The sequence below is a fragment of the Yoonia maritima genome (genome assembly GCF_002933395.1).
GTDB classification, from domain to species: Bacteria; Pseudomonadota; Alphaproteobacteria; order Rhodobacterales; family Rhodobacteraceae; genus Yoonia; species Yoonia maritima_A.
This window is the reverse complement of sequence record NZ_PKFN01000014.1, coordinates 1-22,652: the sequence shown is the minus strand read 5'-3', so window position 1 is coordinate 22,652 and position 22,652 is coordinate 1. Positions and strand designations below refer to the sequence as shown.

Annotated in this window: 22 protein-coding genes; 8 read left to right on the top strand and 14 right to left on the bottom strand. The window is 52.0% G+C overall.

Annotated features, from left to right (window positions below; genetic code table 11):
- Positions 1-146: 146 nt before the first annotated feature.
- The 6 genes from lptB to CYQ09_RS16990 all read right to left on the bottom strand — a co-directional run bounded on the left by lptB (position 147) and on the right by CYQ09_RS16990 (position 5,683).
- Complete coding sequence (gene lptB, locus CYQ09_RS17015) at positions 147-896, bottom strand: LPS export ABC transporter ATP-binding protein (protein ID WP_106358651.1); 750 nt, start codon at positions 894-896, stop codon at positions 147-149.
- Positions 896-1,381, bottom strand: coding sequence for an LptA/OstA family protein (locus CYQ09_RS17010; RefSeq protein ID WP_430383359.1), 486 nt, complete (start codon positions 1,379-1,381; stop codon positions 896-898). The genes lptB and CYQ09_RS17010 overlap by 1 nt, the downstream gene beginning before the upstream one ends.
- Before the next feature lie 29 nt (positions 1,382-1,410).
- Entirely contained in the window at positions 1,411-1,938 is a 528-nt protein-coding gene (locus CYQ09_RS17005) for a hypothetical protein (RefSeq protein ID WP_239495992.1), read from the bottom strand.
- Positions 1,939-2,012: 74 nt separating this feature from the next.
- Positions 2,013-2,981: a KpsF/GutQ family sugar-phosphate isomerase gene (locus CYQ09_RS17000; protein WP_106746596.1), complete on the bottom strand. Its 969-nt coding sequence runs from the start codon at positions 2,979-2,981 to the stop codon at positions 2,013-2,015.
- Complete coding sequence (locus CYQ09_RS16995; RefSeq protein WP_106746595.1) at positions 2,981-3,592, bottom strand: ribonuclease D; 612 nt, start codon at positions 3,590-3,592, stop codon at positions 2,981-2,983. Before CYQ09_RS16995 ends, CYQ09_RS17000 begins: the two co-directional genes overlap by 1 nt.
- A gap of 54 nt (positions 3,593-3,646) precedes the next feature.
- Positions 3,647-5,683, bottom strand: a complete 2,037-nt coding sequence (locus CYQ09_RS16990; protein ID WP_239495991.1) for a putative bifunctional diguanylate cyclase/phosphodiesterase — start codon at positions 5,681-5,683, stop codon at positions 3,647-3,649.
- A gap of 150 nt (positions 5,684-5,833) precedes the next feature.
- Between CYQ09_RS16990 and CYQ09_RS16985 the strand changes: the two genes are divergently transcribed.
- Entirely contained in the window at positions 5,834-7,183 is a 1,350-nt protein-coding gene (locus tag CYQ09_RS16985) for a polysaccharide biosynthesis/export family protein (RefSeq protein ID WP_239495990.1), read from the top strand.
- Here the strand turns inward: CYQ09_RS16985 and CYQ09_RS16980 are convergent.
- Entirely contained in the window at positions 7,180-7,671 is a 492-nt protein-coding gene (locus CYQ09_RS16980; RefSeq protein WP_106746592.1) for a GNAT family N-acetyltransferase, read from the bottom strand. The genes CYQ09_RS16985 and CYQ09_RS16980 overlap by 4 nt on opposite strands.
- On the bottom strand, positions 7,668-8,258 hold the full coding sequence (locus CYQ09_RS16975; RefSeq protein ID WP_106746591.1) for a YfbR-like 5'-deoxynucleotidase: 591 nt from the start codon (positions 8,256-8,258) through the stop codon (positions 7,668-7,670). The genes CYQ09_RS16980 and CYQ09_RS16975 overlap by 4 nt, the downstream gene beginning before the upstream one ends.
- A 110-nt stretch (positions 8,259-8,368) precedes the next feature.
- On the opposite strand from CYQ09_RS16975, the gene ahcY reads away from it, so the two are divergent.
- The 3 genes from ahcY (at position 8,369) to CYQ09_RS16960 (ending at position 11,006) form a co-directional block, all read left to right on the top strand.
- Positions 8,369-9,757, top strand: coding sequence for an adenosylhomocysteinase (gene ahcY, locus CYQ09_RS16970; protein ID WP_106746692.1), 1,389 nt, complete (start codon positions 8,369-8,371; stop codon positions 9,755-9,757).
- A 117-nt stretch (positions 9,758-9,874) separates the two neighbouring features.
- Positions 9,875-10,537 carry an extensin family protein gene (locus CYQ09_RS16965; RefSeq protein WP_239495989.1) on the top strand — a complete coding sequence of 221 codons (663 nt, stop codon included), beginning with the start codon at positions 9,875-9,877 and terminating at the stop codon, positions 10,535-10,537.
- Positions 10,538-10,664: 127 nt separating this feature from the next.
- Entirely contained in the window at positions 10,665-11,006 is a 342-nt protein-coding gene (locus CYQ09_RS16960; RefSeq protein ID WP_106746589.1) for a DUF2853 family protein, read from the top strand.
- 212 nt (positions 11,007-11,218) lie between these two features.
- Here the strand turns inward: CYQ09_RS16960 and CYQ09_RS16955 are convergent, their stop codons facing one another.
- The 5 genes from CYQ09_RS16955 to tsaD are packed head-to-tail and all read right to left on the bottom strand — an operon-like array spanning position 11,219 to position 14,389.
- Positions 11,219-11,614: a DUF1761 domain-containing protein gene (locus CYQ09_RS16955; RefSeq protein ID WP_106746588.1), complete on the bottom strand. Its 396-nt coding sequence runs from the start codon at positions 11,612-11,614 to the stop codon at positions 11,219-11,221.
- Positions 11,615-11,661: 47 nt separating this feature from the next.
- Complete coding sequence (locus CYQ09_RS16950) at positions 11,662-12,081, bottom strand: EVE domain-containing protein (protein WP_106746587.1); 420 nt, start codon at positions 12,079-12,081, stop codon at positions 11,662-11,664.
- Complete coding sequence (locus CYQ09_RS16945; RefSeq protein WP_106746586.1) at positions 12,081-12,353, bottom strand: YciI family protein; 273 nt, start codon at positions 12,351-12,353, stop codon at positions 12,081-12,083. Before CYQ09_RS16945 ends, CYQ09_RS16950 begins: the two co-directional genes overlap by 1 nt.
- Positions 12,354-13,316 carry an NAD(P)H-dependent glycerol-3-phosphate dehydrogenase gene (locus CYQ09_RS16940; protein WP_106746585.1) on the bottom strand — a complete coding sequence of 321 codons (963 nt, stop codon included), beginning with the start codon at positions 13,314-13,316 and terminating at the stop codon, positions 12,354-12,356. It abuts the gene before it with no gap.
- Complete coding sequence (tsaD, locus tag CYQ09_RS16935; RefSeq protein WP_106746584.1) at positions 13,313-14,389, bottom strand: tRNA (adenosine(37)-N6)-threonylcarbamoyltransferase complex transferase subunit TsaD; 1,077 nt, start codon at positions 14,387-14,389, stop codon at positions 13,313-13,315. The genes CYQ09_RS16940 and tsaD overlap by 4 nt, the downstream gene beginning before the upstream one ends.
- A gap of 69 nt (positions 14,390-14,458) precedes the next feature.
- Between tsaD and CYQ09_RS16930 the strand changes: the two genes are divergently transcribed.
- The 3 genes from CYQ09_RS16930 (at position 14,459) to CYQ09_RS16920 (ending at position 17,866) form a co-directional block, all read left to right on the top strand.
- A complete protein-coding gene (locus CYQ09_RS16930) occupies positions 14,459-15,166 on the top strand; it encodes a uroporphyrinogen-III synthase (RefSeq protein WP_106746583.1) in 708 nt (235 codons plus the stop codon).
- A 91-nt stretch (positions 15,167-15,257) separates the two neighbouring features.
- A complete protein-coding gene (locus CYQ09_RS16925; RefSeq protein ID WP_106746582.1) occupies positions 15,258-16,412 on the top strand; it encodes a COG4223 family protein in 1,155 nt (384 codons plus the stop codon).
- An 11-nt stretch (positions 16,413-16,423) separates the two neighbouring features.
- The gene (locus CYQ09_RS16920) at positions 16,424-17,866 is read left to right on the top strand and encodes a heme biosynthesis protein HemY (RefSeq protein ID WP_106746581.1); all 1,443 of its coding nucleotides are present in this window, start codon (positions 16,424-16,426) and stop codon (positions 17,864-17,866) included.
- A 48-nt stretch (positions 17,867-17,914) separates the two neighbouring features.
- Here CYQ09_RS16920 and CYQ09_RS16915 read toward each other — a convergent pair whose 3' ends face one another.
- On the bottom strand, positions 17,915-22,150 hold the full coding sequence (locus tag CYQ09_RS16915) for an ExeM/NucH family extracellular endonuclease (protein WP_106746580.1): 4,236 nt from the start codon (positions 22,148-22,150) through the stop codon (positions 17,915-17,917).
- A 206-nt stretch (positions 22,151-22,356) separates the two neighbouring features.
- On the opposite strand from CYQ09_RS16915, the gene CYQ09_RS16910 reads away from it, so the two are divergent.
- A partial coding sequence (locus CYQ09_RS16910) for a transposase (RefSeq protein ID WP_162617716.1) occupies positions 22,357-22,652 on the top strand: 296 nt, incomplete at its 3' end.

Sequence of the window (22,652 nt, the reverse complement as noted above, 5' to 3'; positions counted from 1 at the left end):
ACACCCCAAATTTGTTAATCTTATTCCCTACACCCAGCACAAAAGCCGGCGAGGTTGCGGGAAAAGAAGTTTGGTCAGTCATCTACTACAGTTGGCGACGAAAATGGGATTTTGTCAATATTGCAGTGGCCAGAGACGGCAAAGAATCAGTTTACGCGAAAGCTGTCGCCAAGATACACGCGCCGGACATTTTCGTCTGCGATCACTTCGGCGGTGGTTCCATGCATCAAAACTGTTCCATCGTGTAGAATGTAGGCACGGTCTACGATTTGAAGCGTTTCTTGGACGTTGTGATCTGTGATGAGAACGCCAATCCCACGATTTTTCAGGTCAGCGACCAAGTGCCGGATTTCGCCAACGGCGATTGGATCGACGCCCGCAAAGGGTTCGTCAAGCAGTACATATTTTGGCCCTGCCGCAAGACAGCGCGCGATCTCGACACGGCGACGTTCGCCACCAGAAAGGGCCATTGCCGACGCACGGCGCAGATGTTCGATGGAAAATTCGGACAGTAGCTCTTCCAACCTTTCGCGTCGCCGATGACGGTCTTTTACGGCGATTTCCAAGATCGACATGATGTTGTCTTCGACATTCATGCCACGAAAGATTGACATCTCTTGTGGCAGATACCCGATGCCAAGCTGCGCGCGGCGATACATCGGGAGCGTGGTGACCTCGCGACCATCAATGATGACTTTGCCACCTTCGGGCGCGACGAGGCCAGCGATGGAATAAAAGCACGTTGTTTTGCCAGAACCATTCGGTCCGAGCAACGCAACGACCTCTCCGCGGCCTAAATCGATTGTTACATCACGGATAACTGGGCGCTTGCGATAGCTTTTACGCAAGTTAACGATATGTAACCCAATATCAGAGTTTAGCGTTGAGCCATCCATCAGTTACCGCCTTGCTGAAGAACGGTGCGCACACGACCTTCCATTGATGCTGTGCCGGTCGACACATTGACCACCATAGTTTGCGCTGAAATCGCGCTTGCGCCTTGCGTTAACAGCACGTCACCCGTCAGCGTCAAAAGCCCTGACGTAATATCATAGTTAGCGCTTTGCGCTTCTGCGGCTTCGGTTGCCGTGACGAATGTTACGCCGCCAGTTGCAATGAGCTGGGCGATTTCGCTGTTTTCAGCTGCATAAACGACCTCAACTTGGGCCGCTGACAGGCGCAGATCACCTTGGCCAATAATAACGTTGCCGGTGAATGTTGCCTTGCCACTGTCTTGATCGACCGCAAGACTATCGGACGAAACTTCGATTGCAGCAGCCGTATCGACGGTCATGCCGCCCAAATTAATATTGGTTTGAGCATAAGACGCGCTGCCAGCGGAAAACATGATAGCCGACAATATGGCGATATTCTTGAACACTTGGCTGAGTTCCTTTGCTAATGCGGCGATCACTCTTGCGGTTTGTATATCAGTTTGACGCCATTGGTGAATAGCATCTGCTGTCCAACATGATCAGAGGAAACCTGAAACGTTACTTTTCCTGCAGTCAATTCGCCGAACGGGGCGTGTATTTCCAGCAATCCATCTGATGTGACGACCCCGCTATCAAGTTCAGCGATCAGACCGTTTGTCTCCATCTTATATCCGGTCGAGGTTTCAAGCCGCGCGAGCCCTAAAAACCGTGCAATCCGCGCAGGTCCATCCAATTCGCCATTCGTCGCTGTTACGTCGATTGAGCTACCGCCGGGATTGTCCATTCGCATTTGAATGCTATCGATCGTGACCGTGTCTGGATTTGTTAAACTTGGGTGCGCGCTACGTGCCACAATGGATAAAACGGCACCATCGTCGGTAACCCCAGAAAACTTTGGAGAAGACAGCCGCTGCTCGCGCGCAATCTCTGCAACTTCGGTAAGATCAATATCTGCAGGCTCGTTTGGATCACGGGCAAACATAAATAACGTGGACAGCAACACAAGGGCACCAATTGGCAGTACAATTTTTGCCAGCCCCACAATTCTAGAATACGTGTTGTCCCGCCCGCCCATGATTAAACGACCCCCGCACGAAGGCAGTCATGGATGTGCAGTATCCCAGCAATTTTATCTGGAGTGCTTTCGTCGGCGGCAAATAAGCACGTAATTTTGCGGGTATTCATAATGGCCAATGCCTCTGCAGCGAGCGATTGCGATGAAATGACAGTTGGGGTTTTTGTCATGATTTCACCTGCACTATGATCAAGGAGCCCTGACATATGCCGCCGCAGGTCGCCATCGGTGACAACCCCGATGAGCGTTTGATTATCGTCCACCACTCCGACCACTCCAAAGCCCTTTTGGCTGATGATCAATAAGGTTTCAGTCATCGGCGTGTTGAAGGAAACGACGGGGACGGTTTGGCCAACGTGCATGAGGTCAGAAACTTTGGCCAATTGAGCACCCAATTTGCCGCCCGGATGAAATTCCCGAAAATTTTCGGGGGTGAAATTTCGATGCTCCATTAACGCAACCGCGAGCGCGTCACCAAGCGCAAGAGTCATGGTCGTCGACGTGGTCGGAACAACGCCTGATCCGCATGCTTCGCCAAGTTGCGGTAGTGTGATGCTGACGTCGGCTTGCTGCAGTAGCGTGCTGTTTGGGCGGCTGGCGACACCGATCATCGGAATTCCAAAACGGCGTGTATAGGTCACGAGGTCTGCTAATTCAGGTGTTTCGCCGGAATTCGATAGTACCAGTACCACATCCCCTGATGTCATCATGCCAAGATCGCCGTGGCTCGCCTCGGCTGGGTGGACGAAATGTGCAGGCGTGCCGGTGCTTGCAAAGGTCGCCGCAATTTTTCGCGCAATATGCCCGGACTTACCCATTCCAGACACGATAACGCGCCCTTTGACCGCAAGTAAAAGATCAACCGCCATTGCAAAACTGTCGCCAAGCCCGTCTGCCAATTGCTGTAACGCAGTCGCTTCCTCGTGAATAACGCGTCGGCCGGTGCTTAGGAATTTATCTGAATCTGCCATCAGTGCGAAAAGATGTCGACGTCAGGCCAACCAGCAAGATCCAGTTTGGCGCGCATGGGCAGAAAATCAAAACAAGATTGTGCGATTTCAGTGCGGCCTTCGCGGTCCAGCATGGCATCAAGCGCAGATTTGAGTTTATGCAGATGCAAAACATCAGAGGCCGCATAGTTTAGCTGCGCATCTGTAAGCTTTTCGGCACCCCAGTCGCTTTGTTGTTGGTGCTTCGAAATATCCGTGCCGATCAAATCTTGCAGCAATGTCCGAAGCCCATGCCGGTCAGTGTATGTGCGGACCAATTTCGAAGCGATTTTTGTGCAATAAACAGGCGTGCTGAGCGTACCAAAGGCATTATAAAGCGCCGTGATATCAAAACGACCAAAGTGGAACAGCTTTAGCACATTTGGGTCGTTTAGCATGGCGCATAAATTTGGCGCATGTGTTTGCCCTTTCGTGACTTGGACTAGATGGCACTCACCGTCACCGCCAGACATTTGAATCAGGCACAACCGGTCGCGCTGAGGATTAAGGCCCATTGTTTCGCAGTCGATTGCAACGATGGGTCCAAGGTCCAAGCCGTCTGGCAAGTCATTCTGATAAAGATGATTGGCCAATGGTGTTTCCTTTGCGCTATCTCTCCTCTCAAATACGTTGTGGGGACTCAATCCTCAAGTGTGCTGGATAATTTGTGTATCTGGTGGTGGGATGTGTAGGGTGGTTTTCGCGTGTTTTTCAAGCCAAGCTCGAAACTCAGCGGCGGGCATTGGTTTGGCATAGCCATAGCCCTGAGCAATCGCGCAGCCGCGATCATTTAGATGTTGGGCCTGAACGTCTTCTTCGACTCCTTCGGCAACGACACTTAGGCCAAGTTCACTTGCCAGCGCCAAGATAGCGCGAATTACACTGTCGGCGGCGGCATCAGGAAGCGGAGCGACAAGCGAACGATCAAGCTTAATTCCATTTAATGGTAATTGGGTCAGTTTTGAGAGCGAAGCGTAGCCAGTTCCGAAGTCGTCTAATTCGATCCCGATCCCACATTCAGATAAGCTATCTATGTTGATCGCAGCCATGTCGTCCGCGCCATTGATTAACGTCGTTTCTAAGACTTCGATGTTGACTTGATCCACGCCAAGACCTGACCGCTGTAATTCAAGTAAGAAGCGTTCAATGAGGTAGGGGTCCGAAATCGTATCTGGCGCGGCATTCAAGGAAATGCAGGGGCGCCAAAGATCTTCTTTTTGCCACAGAACGGCGTATGCCATTGCCGAGCGCCAAATCGTGTGGTCCATGTCAATAATAAGCCCGGCACGTTCAGCCGCAGGTATAAAACGATCGGGCGTAAGTAGCCCACGGGTCGGATGCCGCCAGCGCGCCAAAACTTCAACGCCATGAAGCCGCCCATCGCACAATCGAATTTGAGGCTGGAACCACGGTTCGATTTCACCACGTTTTATCGCGTCATCAATTTCCGTTTGAAGCAACTGAAGGTTATTCGCGTCCACTCGCAACGATTGGGTAAAAAGCTGTGTACTGTTTTCGCCCAAGCTTTTGGCAGCATGCAGTGCAACGGCGGCATTTGCGATGACCCCCATTGGATCGGCGTCTTTTGAGTTGAATTCAAGATATCCAATGCTGACATTAATCGCGATGCGGCGCCCTTTAACGTCGAATGGGTCGGTGACAGAAGCATGTATTCGCCCGATCAGCTCTTTTGCAGGTTCGTCAGTGACAACAACAAACTCGTCGCCGCCAACGCGGGCAACCATGTGGTCTTCGTCAATGCAGCTTTGTAATGCTTGGCCAACGGCAATCAGCAAACCGTCACCACAATCATGTCCGGCAGAGTTGTTGACAGACTTAAAGTTGTCGAGACCAATAAACAGTATCGACAATTCTTTGGTTCTTTTCCGCTTACTCATCTTTTCTAAATATGCCGCGAGATGCGCGCGATTGGGTAGACCGGTTAGCGGATCTTGGTGAGCAATCTGTTCTAATTTAGAATTTACTTGCTGAAGCTCTGACCGTGAATCTCGTAATGTCGCTGTTTGGCGTTGTAGCTGCTGAATGGTGGACTGAACGGCGAGGTGGGTTGGTAAAAAGACAAACCCAGCCTCAGCAAGAAGTGCGATCGCTGAAATAATCAATATTGCGCGCTGCAGTGATGACAGGCGTTCGGTATCGTTACGTGCCTGTTGTTCCATAAGCGCGGTCGCTGCAGTGAGGTGGGTTTGTAATCCTTGTTCGACATACAATTCGTTGAGTTGTTTTGCTAAGTTGCGACGTTGTTCAGGTGTCGCCTGATCAAGGCGCTTGGCGGTATCTGTAAAACGCTGCACCATGATACTGATCGAATTTGCTGCATCAAATGACCTGAGCCAGCGCTGGTCCGTCATCGAAATATCATAGCTATTTTCTAATTGCGCGATTGCTTCGTTAAGGTGAGAAACATCAGAGTGATCGCTGATCGCCAGTTTGTCGGCGATTAAGATAATTTCGTGCGCGTGCATGATTTGCGATTGGGATGCGCGTATTTCGGTGGCGGCGACCATTTGCCGTTCGATGATGGTCCGGTTGATGGATTGGGTCGCGGCCAGCAAACAGAGGATGGTTAACAAGGCCACGCAAGAATGAACCCAGAGCCGTTCTGGTCGGCGCTGAGTGAACATTTTGCTAAGGCGTAACGCTGTGGGTCTTATAAGCGGCATTAATCGAATCCTGCGGGACAACTTGAAGCAAAATGGACTCGATTGCTTAAGGTAAGGTTAGGTGTAATCGCTTTGCTTTTATTAAGTAATCGTTAACCACTATTCGTTCATTCTGCGGCTTGGGGCGTCGGTAGGAATGAGAAAATTCAATTGCTTCGATTGATCATGCAGCCGTGTCATGCACTGCTTGGATTGGCCCTGATATTACAGGGGTGTGGTGCTATCTATGTGTCGCCACGGGTTGTACAGCAAAGTGACGTTGTATTGGTGCGCCAGCTTACTAGGGAAACCTTGGTTAGTGCTAATATGGCGGATTACACACCTCGTCGTCTTCCCGATTATTTCACCCAGAATGCTCGTGTGTCGGGCAATGCCTTAGGTGTTGGTGCATTGCCAGAACTGGGTGCCCCCCCTGTGATTCCGTTGATGGAAACAAGTTTACCGCCCGCTGTTGATCCCGGCCCATATTTGATCGGGGTGGGGGACGTTGTGTCGATCCAAACACAGTTACCGCATCGCTTATCGGAGAGTTTAGCTGGTGGCGTAGCAACCCAAACCCACTCCCAAGAATATACTGTGCGCGATGACGGGGGGATCACGATACCTGATGTTGGCAGCGTGATTATAGGTGGGTTAACTGTTGATCAGGCAGAAGCTGCGTTATTCCAAACCCTGATTGCTGCGCAAATAAATCCTAAATTTAGTTTCGATATTATCCAGTTTAATGCTGCAAGCGTGTCTTTAGGGGGCGCAGTGAATGCGCCTGTCGTGATCGCGATGGACCTTACTCCGCTTTATTTGGACGAGGCGCTGACCCGTGCTGGTGGCGTTACGGTTGCGGACCGAAAATATGTGTCGATTCGAATGTACCGCGATGGCACGCTATATCAGATCCCATTCGCGCAATATTTAGACGATCCGGGACTTCAAAAGCTGCGGCTTGTCGCGGGGGATAGCATTTTCGTGGACATCACTTTTGAACTGGACCAGGCGCAGGCGTATTTCGAAAAACAGATCGCGCTGACACAGTTGCGACAGCAGACGCGGAGGCAGGTTTTGGCAGCGTTAACCGCTGAAATGGATTTGCAGCGCGCTACTCTTACAGAACAACGCACCAGTTTTCAGGATAGGGCGGTGTTGGACGCCGTGCCGCGCGATTACGTTTACCTAACAGGAGAGGTAAGTGCGCCCGGCCGATTTGCCTTGCCGTTTGAAAGCTACGCTTCGCTTGCTGATGCATTATACGCGAAGGGCGGGTTTTCCAATAAAACCGCTAATTCATCTCAAATCTATGTGTTGCGCGGCGACGAAAACGGTCAGATCACTGCGTGGCAGCTCGATGGGCGCAATACAGCAAATCTTGTGCTGGCAACGCGCATGACTATGCTGCCCAACGACATCATTTTCATTGCAGAACAGCCAGTGACACGGTGGCATCGTGTGATTCAGCAGATTGTGCCATCTTTGATTACCAGCGGCGCAGGTCTGGCCGCGAACTAAAGATCAAAGCGTTTGCGTATGCGGTCCACTGGTGTGCCATCGCGTAGTGGAATATTGCGAAGCCGGTCATAGTCCTGAAACCCAAGTCCGGAATAGTACCGCAGCCCCACCACGTTATCGGCGCGGATCGTGGCATCTATTACCTGTGTTCCAGCTTCCAGTGCCGCTGCTTTGGTTGCATGGAACAGGTGCTGGCCGACGCCCTTTCCTGAGGCGTCCGGCGAAACAAAGCTTGCGATAACCCCCCAACCTTCGGGCATCGGGTCATCAGGTTCCTCTGCCCAGCCTAGCCATTGAAAACCGATGACGGCCCCGGCGTCGTGTGCGATTTGGCAACTAATCAATGCCGAAGGCGCGATGTAGTGGGATTGCATTTGTGCCACGTCAAACGGAGTTTGATGCGCCGTAGAGCCACCAAGTGCGATGATTTTGTTCAGCAGCGCTGTCATGTCTGCGGCATCTGCGTGGATCGCGGCACGAATAATCATAAGGCGTCCATTAGTTGTTGATGTCGCTTTGTGAATTCGTCGCGCACCTCGATCGGAGCGCGCAATCGGATCGATAGCTTCTCGGTCAGCGATGGATCTTGCTTGCCGAAAAACTTGTTCGCTTCGGCCTCGGTGAAACCGGCGATTTGCACGGCCTCTAACCATGCTGAAAGTTTGTCGGCTTTTTTGATGTGCCGCTTTACCGTCGCGGGGATCTGCGCGGGCAGTCCGAACCTGATGTGGATTGCGGCAGTTAGCCGGGTATCTAAGGCTTCGTAATCGGGGCCGACAGCGGCTTTCACCGGGCTGATCATATCGCCAATCACATATTCAGGGGCGTCGTGAAGTAAGGCGGCCAGCTGCCATTTTACAGGCGCGCTGGGCTGTTGCAGTTTGAAAATCTCGGCCACAAGCAGCGAGTGTTCGGCAACCGAATAGGCGAAATCGCCACGCGTCTGCCCGTTCCAACGCGCCACAAAAGCCAAACCGTGTGCAATATCTTCGATTTCAATATCTACTGGCGTGGGATCCAGCAGGTCTAGTCTTCGCCCTGATAGCATCCGTTGCCATGCGCGTGGTTGCTTCATAATAAATCCGCCTTAATTAACGACTGAATGGACTGGATAATACGTGGCTTTGGATTGTGGCAAGGTGCTTGCAATGGTATTGGCACTTAACCTTCTTAGGAGAATGAATGATGTCGCAAGATTATGTTGTAAAAGATATCGACCTCGCCGCGTTTGGTCGAAAAGAATTGGATATTGCTGAAACCGAAATGCCGGGCCTAATGGCACTGCGCGCAGAATACGGTGACAGCAAGCCGCTAGCCGGTTCACGGATCGTTGGTTCGCTGCACATGACGATCCAGACTGCGGTTTTGATCGAAACACTGGTCGCGCTGGGCGCTGATGTGCGCTGGGCGTCTTGCAACATCTTTTCAACCCAAGATCACGCCGCTGCGGCAATCGCTGCTGGCGGTACACCGGTCTTTGCGATCAAAGGTCAGTCACTGGTTGAACACTGGGACTATCTTGATCGTTCCTTCCAGTTCCCAGAAGGCGCGAACATGATCCTTGATGATGGCGGCGACGCGACGCTTTATATCCTTTTGGGTGCGCGCGCTGAGGCAGGCGAAGACGTTTTGTCAGTGCCGACATCTGAAGAAGAAGAAGCAATCTTTAACCAGATCAAAAAGCGGATGGCCGAAACACCCGGTTGGTTCACCAAAACACGTGAAGCAATCAAAGGCGTTTCTGAGGAAACGACAACAGGCGTTCACCGCCTTTATGATCTGCACAAGAAGGGCCAGCTGCCTTTCCCAGCGATCAACGTGAACGACTCTGTCACCAAGTCTAAATTCGACAACAAATACGGCTGTAAGGAATCGCTGGTCGACGGTATCCGTCGCGCAACCGACACTATGCTGGCTGGTAAAGTTGCAGTCGTTTGTGGTTACGGCGATGTTGGTAAAGGCTCTGCCGCGTCGTTGGCTGGTGCTGGCGCCCGCGTGAAAGTCACCGAAGTCGATCCGATCTGCGCGCTTCAGGCGGCAATGGACGGTTTCGAAGTTGTTGTGCTTGAAGATGTCGTCGACAGTGCGGACGTGTTCATCACAACCACCGGCAACAAAGACGTTATCCGTATCGAGCACATGCGCGAGATGAAGGATATGGCTATCGTTGGTAACATCGGTCACTTTGACAACGAAATTCAGGTTGCCGCGCTTAAGAACCACAAGTGGACTAACATCAAAGAGCAGGTCGATATGATCGAGATGCCTTCTGGTAGCCGTCTGATTCTGCTTTCTGAAGGTCGTTTGTTGAACCTTGGTAACGCGACTGGTCACCCATCCTTTGTGATGTCTGCGTCGTTCACGAACCAAGTGCTGGCGCAGATCGAGATTTGGACCAAAGGCGAGGAATATGCGCCTGGCGTGTTTATCCTGCCCAAGCATCTGGACGAAAAAGTTGCCCGCCTTCACCTTGATCGGATCGGTGTAAAATTGACTGAGCTGAAGAAAGAACAGGCTGACTATATCGGCGTTACAGTCGAAGGTCCGTTCAAGCCAGAACACTACCGCTACTAAACGAATATGCGAAATGGCATACGTCAGGCAAAGGCGCAGAATGCCAAAGTAGAACAGAAAAGACGTGGCCGTCCCTTATTACGAGGGGCGGCTGTTTTATTGTTTCTAGGGGGCTTGGTGGTTGCCGGTCATCAATTGTTGATGCATCCGAACACGCCTTTGCCATCTAGTTGGAACCCTGTTCACCCATTAAAAATATCAGACCCGCTGACGCCATTCACGCAATGGAAACTGTCGCAGGCAGCGTCGGAACCCGCTGTGTGCCTTCGCGTGCTTGAGGAATATAGTTCGGTCACTGCGATGTCTGACTTTGAACATACGGATCAGTGCTATATCCGAAATCGTGTAGAGGTTTCAGGTGTCGGGGATGTATCAATTGATGCTGTCGAAACCAGTTGCCCCATCGCGTTGCGCCTTGCCATGTGGGAACACCATAGCCTGCAACCAGCGGCGATGGCGCTTTTGGGCGTGTCCGTTCAGAAAATTAACCATATCGGCAGCTATAACTGCCGGGCGATGCGGACCGGCAGGGGGGAAACCACAAGAATGAGCACTCATTCCACCGCTGCAGCAATTGATATCAGCGGCTTCCAGCTTGCTGATGGTCGCAGGCTGAGTTTGATCGACGATTGGCCGGGTGGAACTCTCGACGCACAATTTCTGCATCAGGCCCGCGATGGCGCATGTCGGTTTTTTAAACTGACGCTTTCACCAGACTATAACGCGCTTCATGCTGACCATTTCCACCTGCAATCACGTGGTTGGGGCTTGTGTCGGTAAAGGCGAAACATCGCCGTCGTTGGGCTTTTTTCTTTACGAATTGCAACTTGCCCCTTTAACGTGCACCCAGCGCTGCACGAACGTAGGGCATTGACTAGAAGATAACACCAGCACTGGGGACAATCTCATGGGTAAAAGAGACGATTTGATCGCAAAATACGCGGATGACCTGAAAAATAAGTGTGACATCACACCTGATATGGATCTGCTGACTAAAGTGACCATCGGTTGTGGGCCCGCGATCTATAATGCTGACGCTTCGACCGTCGCATCTAGCCAACCTGATGAGATTGCGACCGTAAAAAACAACTTTTTGATCAAGAAGCTTGGCCTCAAAGATAGCGCTGACCTTGATACCGCAATCGACTCTGTTCTGGAAACATATGGCAAATCAGAGCGTAACAAATACCGCGCCGTCGTTTATTACATGCTGACAAAGCACTTCAAAAAAGAATCCATCTACGGCTAACGCGTTAAAGTACAAACGGTTAAACGCCCGCAAATGCGCGGGCGTTTTGCATTTTAAGTAAATTCAAAATTCTATTCATTTGTCTGGATTGGACGAATGATGCTAACTACCAATCAAGACCAGTAGGTCCGGACCTAGAAATTCATATGCGTGTGGTGGCTTAGGAACACGCGGGGTGAAAAGAGGGTTCGGATTGTATCTGAACCCTCTTTTTAGAACAGGGTTAGTACCAAACCGATAATCGTTGCTGCCGCGGTGGCGTATCCGCCGTCAATAACCGCTAGCTTCCAAGGACGATCTGAATACCCTGTATTGATGAAAATCCATGGTGTGATGAAAAATAGCCCGACACCCAGACCGGACTGAATACCTTTGCCTATTGTGTTGATATCAGACAGCGTAAAGACATGTCGCATCATACCTGCGACAAGAATAATACAAATGAAAGATACGATGTAGGGTGTTGGATTGCTGCTGTTGACCGGGTTGCCGTCAGGGTCCGTCTTGATACCAGCGGCTTCGATCCATGGTTTGGACAGCACCATGTAATATCCTGCGCCGAACACAAATGCCGCAGCTGCAGCAATGATTACAGACAAAAGTCCCATTTTTTCCTCCCACTTTTGTTGATTATGGGTCGGAAATATATTTCGGGCTAGGGTTTTGTTTCGCCCATTGCACAGACAATTTCCCATTCTTCATCGGTGACTGGCTGCACGGATAAACGCGAACTTTTCACCAACGCCATCTCGGTGAGCCGATCATCTGCTTTGATCTGTTCAAGGGTGACAGGTTTGATGAAGGGGCGCACTGCTTTGATATCAACGCAATCCCAGCGGTCGTCATCGGTGGTGCTGTCTTGATGTGCTTCGGCACAGACTTCGACGATGCCGACAATCTCAAGCCCGGTACGCGAATGGTAAAAGAACCCGCGGTCACCCAGCTTCATTGCGCGCATGTTGTTGCGGGCCTGATAGTTGCGCACGCCGTCCCATTCTTCGCCGGTGTCGCCCTTTGCGACCTGTTTGTCCCACCCCCAAACGTCAGGTTCGGATTTGAACAACCAATGTGCCATTAGCCCACCACCTTTTTCCAAGCTTGAATACGAACGTCGCTAAACAAACCCGCCTTTGCATATGGGTCATTATCGGCCCAAGCCCGCGCTGCGGCCATGTCGGCAACCTCTAGTACGATCATTGATCCGCACATCTGATCGTTGTCGTCCAAGAACGGCCCCGCCATTTCGACCACACCGGTTTCAGCAATATATGTCAAATGGGCATCGCGGTTGTCTTTGCGGGTTTGCAGCGCGCCGGGTTTGTCGGTGGTGATCAGGGCAAAGCGCATTTATTCTTCCTTTAATGGACGCGAAAGTAACGCGTTTAGCGCGCTCATCACGTCAGTTTTGTTTTCTGTTAGATCTGCCACGACTGTGCAGATTGGCATATCAATGTCCAGATCAGTCGTAAGCTGACGCACGGCGCGGGCCGTAGCGGCCCCTTCGACGGTCGTGTCGCTGTCAAAGCTTTCTGCGCGCCCAAGCGCCAGACCATATCTGAAATTCCGTGACTGTTCTGACGTGCAAGTCAACACGAGGTCACCAAAACCGGACAGCCCCGACAGCGTTTCAGCTTGACCGCCAAGTTCAGTCGCCAGCCGCTGCATTTCCGGAAAACCGCGCGTAATCAGCGCGGCGCGTGCGCTTTCACCAAGCCCCGCGCCAATGGCGACCCCAGAGGCGATCGCCATCACGTTCTTCAATGCACCGCCCAACTCTGTGCCGATTGTATCGGTCGTTCGGTAGATACGAAGCGATGTCGTCGAAAGCGCTGTCTGAAGGATCGCGCCATCTGTATCGTCGGCACAGGCAAGTGTGAGCGCCGTGGGCAGGCCGCGCGCAATATCTGCGGCAAAGCTGGGGCCAGTCAACATTGCAGCAGTCGCATCGGGGACTAAATCCCGGATCGTACTTGCTGGCCCGGTCATTCGCTTGAGGTCGATGCCCTTGCAACAAGCGACAAGGTATTTGCCTTTCAGTCGTTCAACATGCTCGTTCAAGAACGCTGGCAGTGTTTGTGCCGGGATCGCCAAAAGGATGGTGTCGCAAACAAGAATAGACTCTAATTCATCTGAAAACGTAATATTCTTGGGCAGCGTCACACCGGGTAGTTTAGGATTGGCGCGGTCATTTTGCATTGTGGCAACGGCGTCCGGATTACGCGCCCACAGCGAAATTTCATTGCCATCAAGCGCCAGCGCAACGCCCAATGCAGTCCCAAACGCCCCGCCGCCTGCGATCCCGACCTTCATGCTTTTGCTCCCTTTTTTCCCGATCCGAGCATGGGAGCAGCCCGTTGGTCAAGCGGCCACCTTGGTCTTGCGGTCAAGGTAAGATCATCGCGATGCCCTGCGCGCATCATTTCGATCCCAGCATAGGCAATCATCGCGGCGTTATCTGTACACAAGCGTAGTGGCGGAGCGACAAAATCAGTCTCTAATCCCGCACAAAGCTGCATTAAACCGTCGCGGATCGCACCGTTGGCTGCGACGCCTCCTGCAATCGCAAAACTGCGTTTTGCAGGGTTCAGGTCAAGATAAAGCTGCATCGCGCGACGTGTCTTTTCTATCAGGACATCGATGACTGCGGCTTGAAAGCCAGCGCATAGATCGGCTTGATCTTGGACAGTTAGCCCGCCCTTTTCCGCGACCACGCTATCGCGGGCCCGAAGAATAGCGGTTTTTAGGCCAGAGAACGACATATCGCAGCCGGGTTGGTTCAATAGTGGGCGTGGCAGCTTAAATCGTTTTGGATCACCTGATTTTGCGGCTTTTTCGACGGATGGGCCACCGGGCTGTGGAAGCCCAAGGATACGCGCGGTTTTATCAAACGCCTCGCCGGGGGCGTCGTCGATGGTCCCGCCGATCCGCTGATATTTGTCATGCGCTTCGACAATCAAAAATTGGCAGTGGCCGCCTGAAACCAGCAGCATCAAATATGGGTAGGGTATTTGATCAGTCAGGCGGGGTGTCAGTGCGTGCCCAGCTAGGTGATTTACGCCGATCAAGGGCAGGCCAGTCGCGGCAGAAATACCCTTTGCGCACATCACGCCAGATAGAACACCGCCGATCAGCCCGGGGCCTGCTGTAACAGCGATTCCATTCAAATCAACCAATTTTAGACCCGCATTTTGCAATGCTTCTTCGATGCAGTGGTCCAGCTTTTCGGCATGTGCGCGTGCTGCAATTTCGGGAACGACCCCACCAAAGTCAGCGTGCAAATCGGTTTGCCCATAGACGACTGAAGACAGCACCTCTGTGTCGCGTACGACGGCGGCAGCGGTGTCATCGCAGCTGCTTTCGATTCCTAGAATGGTCAGTGTCATGGTGTAACTCGGTTGCGCGTGTGTTCTAGGCAGGTAACATTGCACAACCTTCCAAACAATGGTGAGCAGATGATGCCGACCCTGATCGTGACAAGACCTGCGAAGCAGGGAGAAGAGTTCGCACGTGTCATGCGTGACCGATTTGGAGATCGTGTTGAAATCGTTCTATCGCCTTTGATCGAAATCGTTCCAGTCCCTGTGAATGTTGACTTAGAACATCTTTCAGGTGTGATATTTACGTCTGTTCACGCTGTGAATGCTGTTGAATTGCCTGCAGGGATTACCGCGTGGTGTGTCGGTCCGCGCACTGCTGCTTGTGCAACGAAAGCTGGGTTTCATGCGATAACGGGCCCCGGCGACGCAAAGGCGTTATGTGATGTGATACAAAAACAGGCACCCTGCGGCCCATTGGCGCATATCAGGGGCGTGCATACCCGCGGAGAGATCGCGAGAACGCTCACCAAAGCCGGCCTGCCATGCGGCGATGTTGTTGCCTATGAGCAGCAAGATTTACCACTAAACAGTGACGCATTATCAGTGCTCAAGGGGGAATTTCCTGTGGTATTACCCCTATTTTCCCCCCGTACAGCTACCATATTTAGTAGTCAGAGGCCGTTTGTTGCGCCTCTACACCTAGTGGTAATGAGTAACGTTGTAAAAAAGGCAACAGGCACGGTTGATGCGCAAACCATCGCCGTCGCCTCGCAGCCAAATGGCCATTCGATGATTGGGGCAACGTTTGCGCGTCTTGATGCCTTGCTTAATAATGTTTCATAGCTAAGCCGACGGTTGAGCGTCTGGCATTGCCGCGCTAGTGTATTTAGGTTCTTCACGCAAACAGTGGATGAATCTGGGAAAGGGTTAAAACGTGGCAAAACAGCCAGCAACGGGCCGTAAGGTACCATCTAAATCCACCGAAGCGGTGACTCCGCTGATCGACTCGATCCCTGCTGAAGTTTACCCGTCAGATGTACCTCTTGCTGTCGACGTGAAAGCGCCCGAAGCAGAAGCGGTATCGCAAGTTGTGCCAGACCCAATTGTCGAAGAACCAGCGCCTGCACCGACCAAAGAGAGTGGCAGTAGTGGGTTTCTGCCCTTGTTTCTTGGCGGTGTTATCGCTGGTGGGATTGGGTTTGCAGTTGCGTCGCTGACAATGCCAACTGCCGATACTGAGCTGTCGAACCAAGTCGCAACCCAAGCAAGCGCGATCCAAAGCCTAAACCGGCAGGTTGCGGCCATGGATGAAGTCAACGTAGCAGGCATTGAGAATGCGCAGGATGATTTATCCAGCCATATTGTCATGCTTGAGACAGAGTTGCGTGCGATTTTGGCCGATTTGGAAGAACGTACCACAGTTTTGGAGACTGTACCTCGTGGTTCTGGTGGTGGTCTTTCGACCAGCGCATATCAGGCAGAGCTTGATGCGCTGCGTGCGCAGCTTGCTGATATGACCGAAGTTGCGGAGACCCGTTTGGATACCGCCCGTGCCGAAGCAGCAGCGATCGAAGAAAACGCAGCCGCAGCCGCGCGAAATGCGGCAGCGCGTGCTGCATTGGCCCGTGTTCAAACTGCGCTGGAAAGCGGTGCGCCGATTGGGGCAGCCTTGGGTGACCTTGAAGACGCCATTGGTGAACCCACGCCACAAGCGTTAATTGCAGTTCAGGGTGGCGTACCAACAATGCAAAATCTACGCGAAGGTTATGCCGATGTTGCACGTGCTGCGTTGGCGACAGCCCGTAACGAAGGTGTGTCGGGCGAAGATGTAAGTGGTTTTGGTGCGTTCCTGCGGGATCAGTTTGATGTGCGGTCCACCGCCCCGCGCGAAGGAAACGACGCTGATGCGATCCTGTCGCGGGCTGAATCAGCGCTGAATAGCGGGCGCTTATCGGATGCGTTAGCGGAAATTAGCGGTTTACCTGAAGTCGCTCGTGCTGAAATGTCAGAATGGTTAACCCTTGCCGAGTCACGCGCAGATGCGCTGGCTGCTGTCGATATGCTTTCAACCTCACTCAGTGACAACTAAAGGCGATTTGTATGCTCTGGTCCTTGATAAAAATTATTGCTTTTGTTGTTGCCGTCACTGCGCTGACCTTTGGCGCAACGATGTTGATGGACGTCGAAGGCGGTGCCACAATAGGCGTCGCTGGAAAAGAAATCACGCTTAGCACGCTGGAAATGGTTTTTGCGCTGGTGGCGCTGGCCGTTACCGTTTGGCTGGGGCTTAAATTTCTCGCGTTTTTGGTGGCGGCGTTTAAGTTTTTGAACGGCGACGAAACAGCGATTTCGCGGTACTTTGATCGGAACCGTGAGCGCAAAGGATATGAGGCGCTGTCCGAAGGCATGATGGCGCTTGCTTCTGGTGAAGGCCATCTTGCGATGACCAAAGCCACCCGTGCGGATAAGTATCTTAAGCAGCCACAGTTGACCAACCTGTTGACTGCGCAAGCTGCGGAGATGACAGGCGACCGTCGAAAGGCCGAAGAAACTTACAAAAAATTGCTTCAGGATGATCGGACCCGGTTTGTTGGTGTGCGTGGTATCATGAAACAAAAACTGTCTGAAGGTGACACAGAAACCGCTTTTGCATTGGCGCAAAAAGCATTCGCTTTGAAACCAAAGCATGAAGAAACGCAGGATGTTTTACTGCGTCTTCAGGCTGATAAGGCAGACTGGGCTGGGGCACGCCAGACACTGGGTGCAAAACTTAAGTCCGGTTACCTACCGCGTGACGTTCACAAGCGTCGTGATGCGGTGCTCGCATTATCTGAAGCGCGTGAAATTTTGGATGAAGGTAAAACGATTGAGGCGCGCGAAGCCGCAGTTGAGGCCAACCGTCTGTCTCCTGATTTGATACCTGCGGCGATCATGGCTGCACGCAGCTATATTGCCGATGGAAATGCCCGTTATGCGACACGGGTTCTTACAAAAACATGGAACGCGCAACCGCATCCCGATATTGCCACCGCATTTGCTGAAATCGTGCCGGATGAAAATCCAGAGCAGCGTATTAAGCGGTTCCGTACATTGACTAAATCTACTGCCGAGCATCCAGAAACAAAGATGTTGTTGGCCGAGCTTCATATCGCGGCAGAAGATTTTCCCGCTGCTAAACGTGCGTTGGGCGACCTGAATGAAAAAGAACCGACAGCCCGTAGCCTAACGTTAATGGCCGCAATTGAGCGGGGCGAAGGCGCTGAGGATTCTGTCGTGCGTGGTTGGTTGACCCGTGCGCTTACTGCGCCACGTGGCCCCCAGTGGATTTGCGACAACTGCCAGCATATTCATCCGAAATGGGCTCCGACGTGCGGCAACTGCGGTTCGTTCGATACACTTTCTTGGAAAAACGCACCAACCGAAGAGGTTGCGATGCCGTCCGGCACAGAGATGCTTCCGCTGATCGTAGGGCGGGATACGCCGAAAGAGCTTCCTACTGAAATCGCGATCACTGATGCTGATGTGGTTGAACCAGAGAAATGAACCTCTGCTACAGGCGCGCTGGATTAGCGCGCCTGCCATCGTTTCGTATTAGGCGACGAGCAGGTCATTAGTTGTCGTGAAATCCAGCCCGATGATAAGCGGGTCATGGTCAGATGATGCGTAGACCCCATCGTTATAGAAACCTGGATCGTTATAATCGGTATCGTACCCGATCAAATCAGGCTCGTCGGCGTTGATGTGCCATTCGGTAACGCCAGTCACGTTATCGGCGATTTCGCTATCGCCTAGCCCTTGGTCAAGCGTCCCTTGCTGCCCGTTGAAGACATATGAATAGGCGTCGTCCTGACCGATAAATGTGTCGATCAGATCGGTTAGCCCTGCATCGTCATCAAGGTACTGCACCGCGTCTTCTTCAGCGTAGGAGTTCATATCGCCTAACAGCAAATAGTTCGTGACGCCCCCGCCGTTGTAGTCGTTGGCGACCCAATCGGCGAGTTCAACAGCCCCGTCTAGACGCACAGCGTTCCAAAACCCCTGACCGTCGCCTTGGTCAAAGTTGGGGTCGGCGTAGAGATCCGCCAGTAGATTAGTGACCTGAGCATAATCGGCCGATCCTGCATTGGCGCTATCTGCAAGCCAGACTTCTGCAGCATCTGCAACATCTTGCAGGTCGCTATCGCCTTTGGACTTGAAGTGCGAAGAAACCACCGTAAAGGTTTCGCCGCTTTCGTTATCGGTGAACGTTGCGGCGACAGATGGGCGGTTGCGCTGATAGTCGTTGAATTCTTCGCCAACAAGCCCGCCAAGTGAAGATGCAATCCCGTATGTTGCGTCAGCCGAGGTTTCATCGAACACGATGTAATCGGAGTAGACCAAAGTCACCGCAGAGCTATCGTAAATGATGCCTGTCGTGATCGCATCCGTTCCTACGAAATCGCCAGTGCCAGTTGGATCGACATAGGCGTAGGTTGCGTCAGTCCCTTCTGCGTTTAGAATATCGACAAGGGTTCCGATTGCCTCGGTGCCGTTGTTTTCAATCTCTTGCAGGGCGACGACTTCAGCGCCTGTTCCAATGATCCCTTCAGCAATTTTAGACGATTGGCGGTCGAATTCATCCTGATTGTCTGCGCCACGTGGGCTTAAATCGCCGTCTGGTCCCGTCCCACCAGAGAACGTAGTGAAGAAGTTCAACACATTGTAAGACGCGACCTGAAGCGTGCCACCAACATCGGCTGGTGTTTCTTCGCGCGCGCCAGAATTGGTGTCTTCGACGAACTCAATCGTGTCGGTGACGTTTAATGTCCATTCATCGTACGAGAACGTCAAAACACCATCAACAGAATCTGCAATCTCTGCGCCAAGCCGAACAGTCGTTCCTGTGTCAGCAAAATCATCGCCGCTATCTAGCACACCGTTGCCATCATCACCCGCACCGCCCGGCAGATACGCAAATTCGGTTGGGTTCTCGACCGACGACCCATCGTCCAGTAGCAGGCTGGCGTTTTCGTTGGCTTCGGTAAGCGCGGTGATTTCATCTGCTTGCGTTTGTGCATCGTAAATTTGGGTCGGCTGTGTTTGAATGCCCGCGGCGATGGAAATTTGCCCGTACCGATCAAGGTTAAAGTTTTCGGTCACTGTTAGGGCTTCGTCTGTGCCAGTCTCGACTGACAGCAGCATACCTTCAAGCGCTTCGTAGTTAGGTGCGATGTCAGGTGATAGCGTAACAGTCGTGAGCGCTGGCAGGTCCGCATTTGAATATGTCACCTCAAAAGAAGTCACCGATGTGATTTCGGTCAGCCCGAAAAATTCTGTGACCGTCCCGGTGACCTGCACCAAATCAGCGACCGACACCGCATATGCGCCAGCCGTATAAACAAAGATTCCTTCAGAAGTGAGCGCATTTCCGTCGCTATCGGCGTCTTCTTCCTGAAGGTAAAATCCGTCATCGGTCACAAGAGTAACCACGGCAGAAACAGCCGCAGTTTCGCCATCGTAATCGGATGCATCACCTTCGCCTTGGATCGCCGAGATGAGCATGAGCTCTGGTTCAGGATCGACCGAAGGTGTTTCTGGGTCTGATGTTACAATCACATTGTCAAAAAAGATCGCCTCGGACGCGGAATTGCTGTCGAATTCTACGACAAGCTGTGCGGTGTCTATGTCGTCGCCCAAGGTGGTCGATAGTGTCATCCAGGCACCTTCGACGCCCATGTCATCGATGTCTTGGCCTGTGGTATCTAGTAAGGAAACTGTGCCCTGATCCGTGACAACATAGATGTTGATTAGATCATCAGCCTCCCACCCCGTTGATTGAATGAAGGTATCAAGAGATACTGTGACTTCGCCCACGGCGGATAGGTCAATTTCATCAAATGTCATGACCAACAGGCCATCTGCATCAGATAGTTCATACCCCTGAACGCCGTCCGTATATTCGCCTACAACGCCTGCGAAGCTCTGAACACCAATAAAATCGGCGTCCGAAATTCCAGTGTCGCCGCGTGTGTTGACCCAGCTAAGATCATATCCAAGCTGTGCAGCGGACGCGTCAGTACTATCCACAGTGGCAAGCCCGTCGACATTGAGCAAATCAACAGTTTCGCCAATGCCAACAGTGGTGCCATCTGCGGCCGCAAATTCATATTTGCCACCGGTTGCCTCGGTCTCAAAGCTTTGACCGATATAGAACACCTCTTGGATCGCAACGTTATCGATATAAAGGTTTTCCGCGCTTGAATTACTGTCTAGCTCAACAACCAAGGTCGCTTCGGTCACATCAGCCCCAAGGGTCACGCTTAGGCTTTGCCAAATACCCTCGATATTAAGATCATCGATGTCTGCGCCTGCCGTATCGAGAAGCATCACCGTGCCTAGGTTCGTTTCCACATAGATGCTCACCAAATCGTCGGCTTCCCATCCTGTGTCATTCACAAACGCATCCAATGATATTTTTACCACTGTCGAATCCGCCCGCGCAGACAGGTCCACAGTGTCAAAGGTCAAACGCAACAAACCGTCAGCGTCTTGCATTTCGTAGCCCTGCGCCCCTTCGGGAAATTGGGACACATCGCCTGTGTAATCCGTTACACCAATGTAATCGCCATCAGAAATGCCGGAACCACCGCGCGTATTTACCCAAGACAAGTCAAAGCCGAGCAAACCATCAGATGCAGCGGTGCTATCAACTGTCGCCTGTCCGTTATTCACAAGGTCAACTTCAGCACCATCGGCAAGCACCGATCCATCGGTATCAGCGGCGGTATAGAATCCGCCGGTTGCTTCGGTTTCGAACCCTTGGCTCAACGCAATAGGGTCCCAAATATCGTTGATGGAAACTGACAGATCGGCACTATCCGCTGCACCAAATTCATCTGTTACTGTAATGGTGATTTCATAGACATTGTCGGCGTTCGCATCCGCCGGTGCTTCAAAATCAGGGCTGGACGCAAAAGAGATTTCGCCTGTATCCGCATTAATGGTGAACAGCGCGGCATCGTCACCGGACAGGTCATATGTTAAGTTAGCGCCTGCATCAGCATCTTGCGCGTTGATGCCCGCGGCCACGTCAATTACGCCTTCGTCCATTGAAATAGCAGCATCGTCGACCACAAGAACTGGCACGTCGTTGGTGCCGGTCACAGTTACAGTCACGGTGGCGATATCTGTTCCGCCAAAACCATCGTCTACGGTGTAAGTGAACGTATCCGTCACGGTTTCGCCGTGGGCAAGCGCATCAAACGTAGTGCCGGGCAGATAGACTATTTTGCCACCTAGAAAAGAGATATCGGCGCCAAGGGTAGAAGTCGCATCAACGGAAACAACTGTGATCTCATCCCCGTCAAATTCGGTATCGTTGGCCAACAAAGCGTCGGTATCTAATACCGTTGCGATGTTCTCCACTGCGTTTGCCGTATCGTCGCCTGCTAACGCCGCGTTGTTGCGGCCATCAAGATAGAGCGTGTAATCGTCTTCCTCGAAATATAGCGCCTCGACGTTTTTAATGGTCGAAACCCCCGCGAAATCACCGTTTGCATCATAGGTGGTGACCAACGCTGTTGTGTTTCTCATCCAGCTCCAAGGGTTGCCAAGTAAGGTGATGTCGGCATCCAAAATCGAACCTTGGAACGTCACCGTATCAAAGCCGCGCCCGCCATTGATAAAGTCGAAACCTGAGGAAGCACGAATAACGTCATTTCCCGCAAGCCCGAATATAAAATCTGTGCCAGCAGTACCATTCAGTAGGTCATCACCGCGGCTGCCTATTTCGAATAAGCGATGCGCGGCGTGGTTGTGCGAGATCTTATTGAAGTTCCAATGATACATCTATCTATCCCCAACTTTGGTTTGCTGTGTGGTCTTGATTTGCACTTTTTAGTAACACTCGCATGAAAATTTATTGCGGGAAATGTAATTATAAATTCAATCAGGGGGCGTTTTCCGGCATTGTTTTAATCAAACTGAGTGTCCGTCTGAGGTGCCCCTAGTATTGTAGACACTTTCTTCCCTAATTTTGAGGCAAGGAGGCCGTTATAGGGAAGTCAAATTTCAGTGACGATTTTAAGCGTGATGCTGTGCATCAGATCACGGTACGTGGGTATCCGGTTCGTGAGGTTTCGGAGCGTTTAGGGGGCAGTACTTACTCGCTCTACAAACGGATGAAGTTGTATGCGAAAGCCACGTCACAAGCGTCATCTGTGGATCATGAAGCTGTGAATCGCTGGCTCAAGCGTGAGCTTGCTCGGGTGACCGAGGAGCGCGACATCTTAAAAACCTTTCCTGGTTGGGCCGGCCTGTGCGCTGTAGAAATAGCCTGTGCTACGGTCGC

Coding starts and splice junctions, on each gene's coding strand:
- CYQ09_RS16975 (WP_106746591.1), bottom strand. CDS start 8,258: ATGAAGCAACCACGCGCATGGCAACGGATGCTATCAGGGCGAAGACTA.
- lptB (WP_106358651.1), bottom strand. CDS start 896: ATGGATGGCTCAACGCTAAACTCTGATATTGGGTTACATATCGTTAAC.
- CYQ09_RS16980 (WP_106746592.1), bottom strand. CDS start 7,671: ATGATTATTCGTGCCGCGATCCACGCAGATGCCGCAGACATGACAGCG.
- CYQ09_RS16955 (WP_106746588.1), bottom strand. CDS start 11,614: ATGGGACTTTTGTCTGTAATCATTGCTGCAGCTGCGGCATTTGTGTTC.
- CYQ09_RS16915 (WP_106746580.1), bottom strand. CDS start 22,150: ATGTATCATTGGAACTTCAATAAGATCTCGCACAACCACGCCGCGCAT.
- CYQ09_RS16920 (WP_106746581.1), top strand. CDS start 16,424: ATGCTCTGGTCCTTGATAAAAATTATTGCTTTTGTTGTTGCCGTCACT.
- CYQ09_RS16960 (WP_106746589.1), top strand. CDS start 10,665: ATGGGTAAAAGAGACGATTTGATCGCAAAATACGCGGATGACCTGAAA.
- CYQ09_RS16990 (WP_239495991.1), bottom strand. CDS start 5,683: ATGCCGCTTATAAGACCCACAGCGTTACGCCTTAGCAAAATGTTCACT.
- ahcY (WP_106746692.1), top strand. CDS start 8,369: ATGTCGCAAGATTATGTTGTAAAAGATATCGACCTCGCCGCGTTTGGT.
- tsaD (WP_106746584.1), bottom strand. CDS start 14,389: ATGACACTGACCATTCTAGGAATCGAAAGCAGCTGCGATGACACCGCT.
- CYQ09_RS16930 (WP_106746583.1), top strand. CDS start 14,459: ATGATGCCGACCCTGATCGTGACAAGACCTGCGAAGCAGGGAGAAGAG.
- CYQ09_RS16950 (WP_106746587.1), bottom strand. CDS start 12,081: ATGGCACATTGGTTGTTCAAATCCGAACCTGACGTTTGGGGGTGGGAC.
- CYQ09_RS16945 (WP_106746586.1), bottom strand. CDS start 12,353: ATGCGCTTTGCCCTGATCACCACCGACAAACCCGGCGCGCTGCAAACC.
- CYQ09_RS16940 (WP_106746585.1), bottom strand. CDS start 13,316: ATGAAGGTCGGGATCGCAGGCGGCGGGGCGTTTGGGACTGCATTGGGC.
- CYQ09_RS17000 (WP_106746596.1), bottom strand. CDS start 2,981: ATGGCAGATTCAGATAAATTCCTAAGCACCGGCCGACGCGTTATTCAC.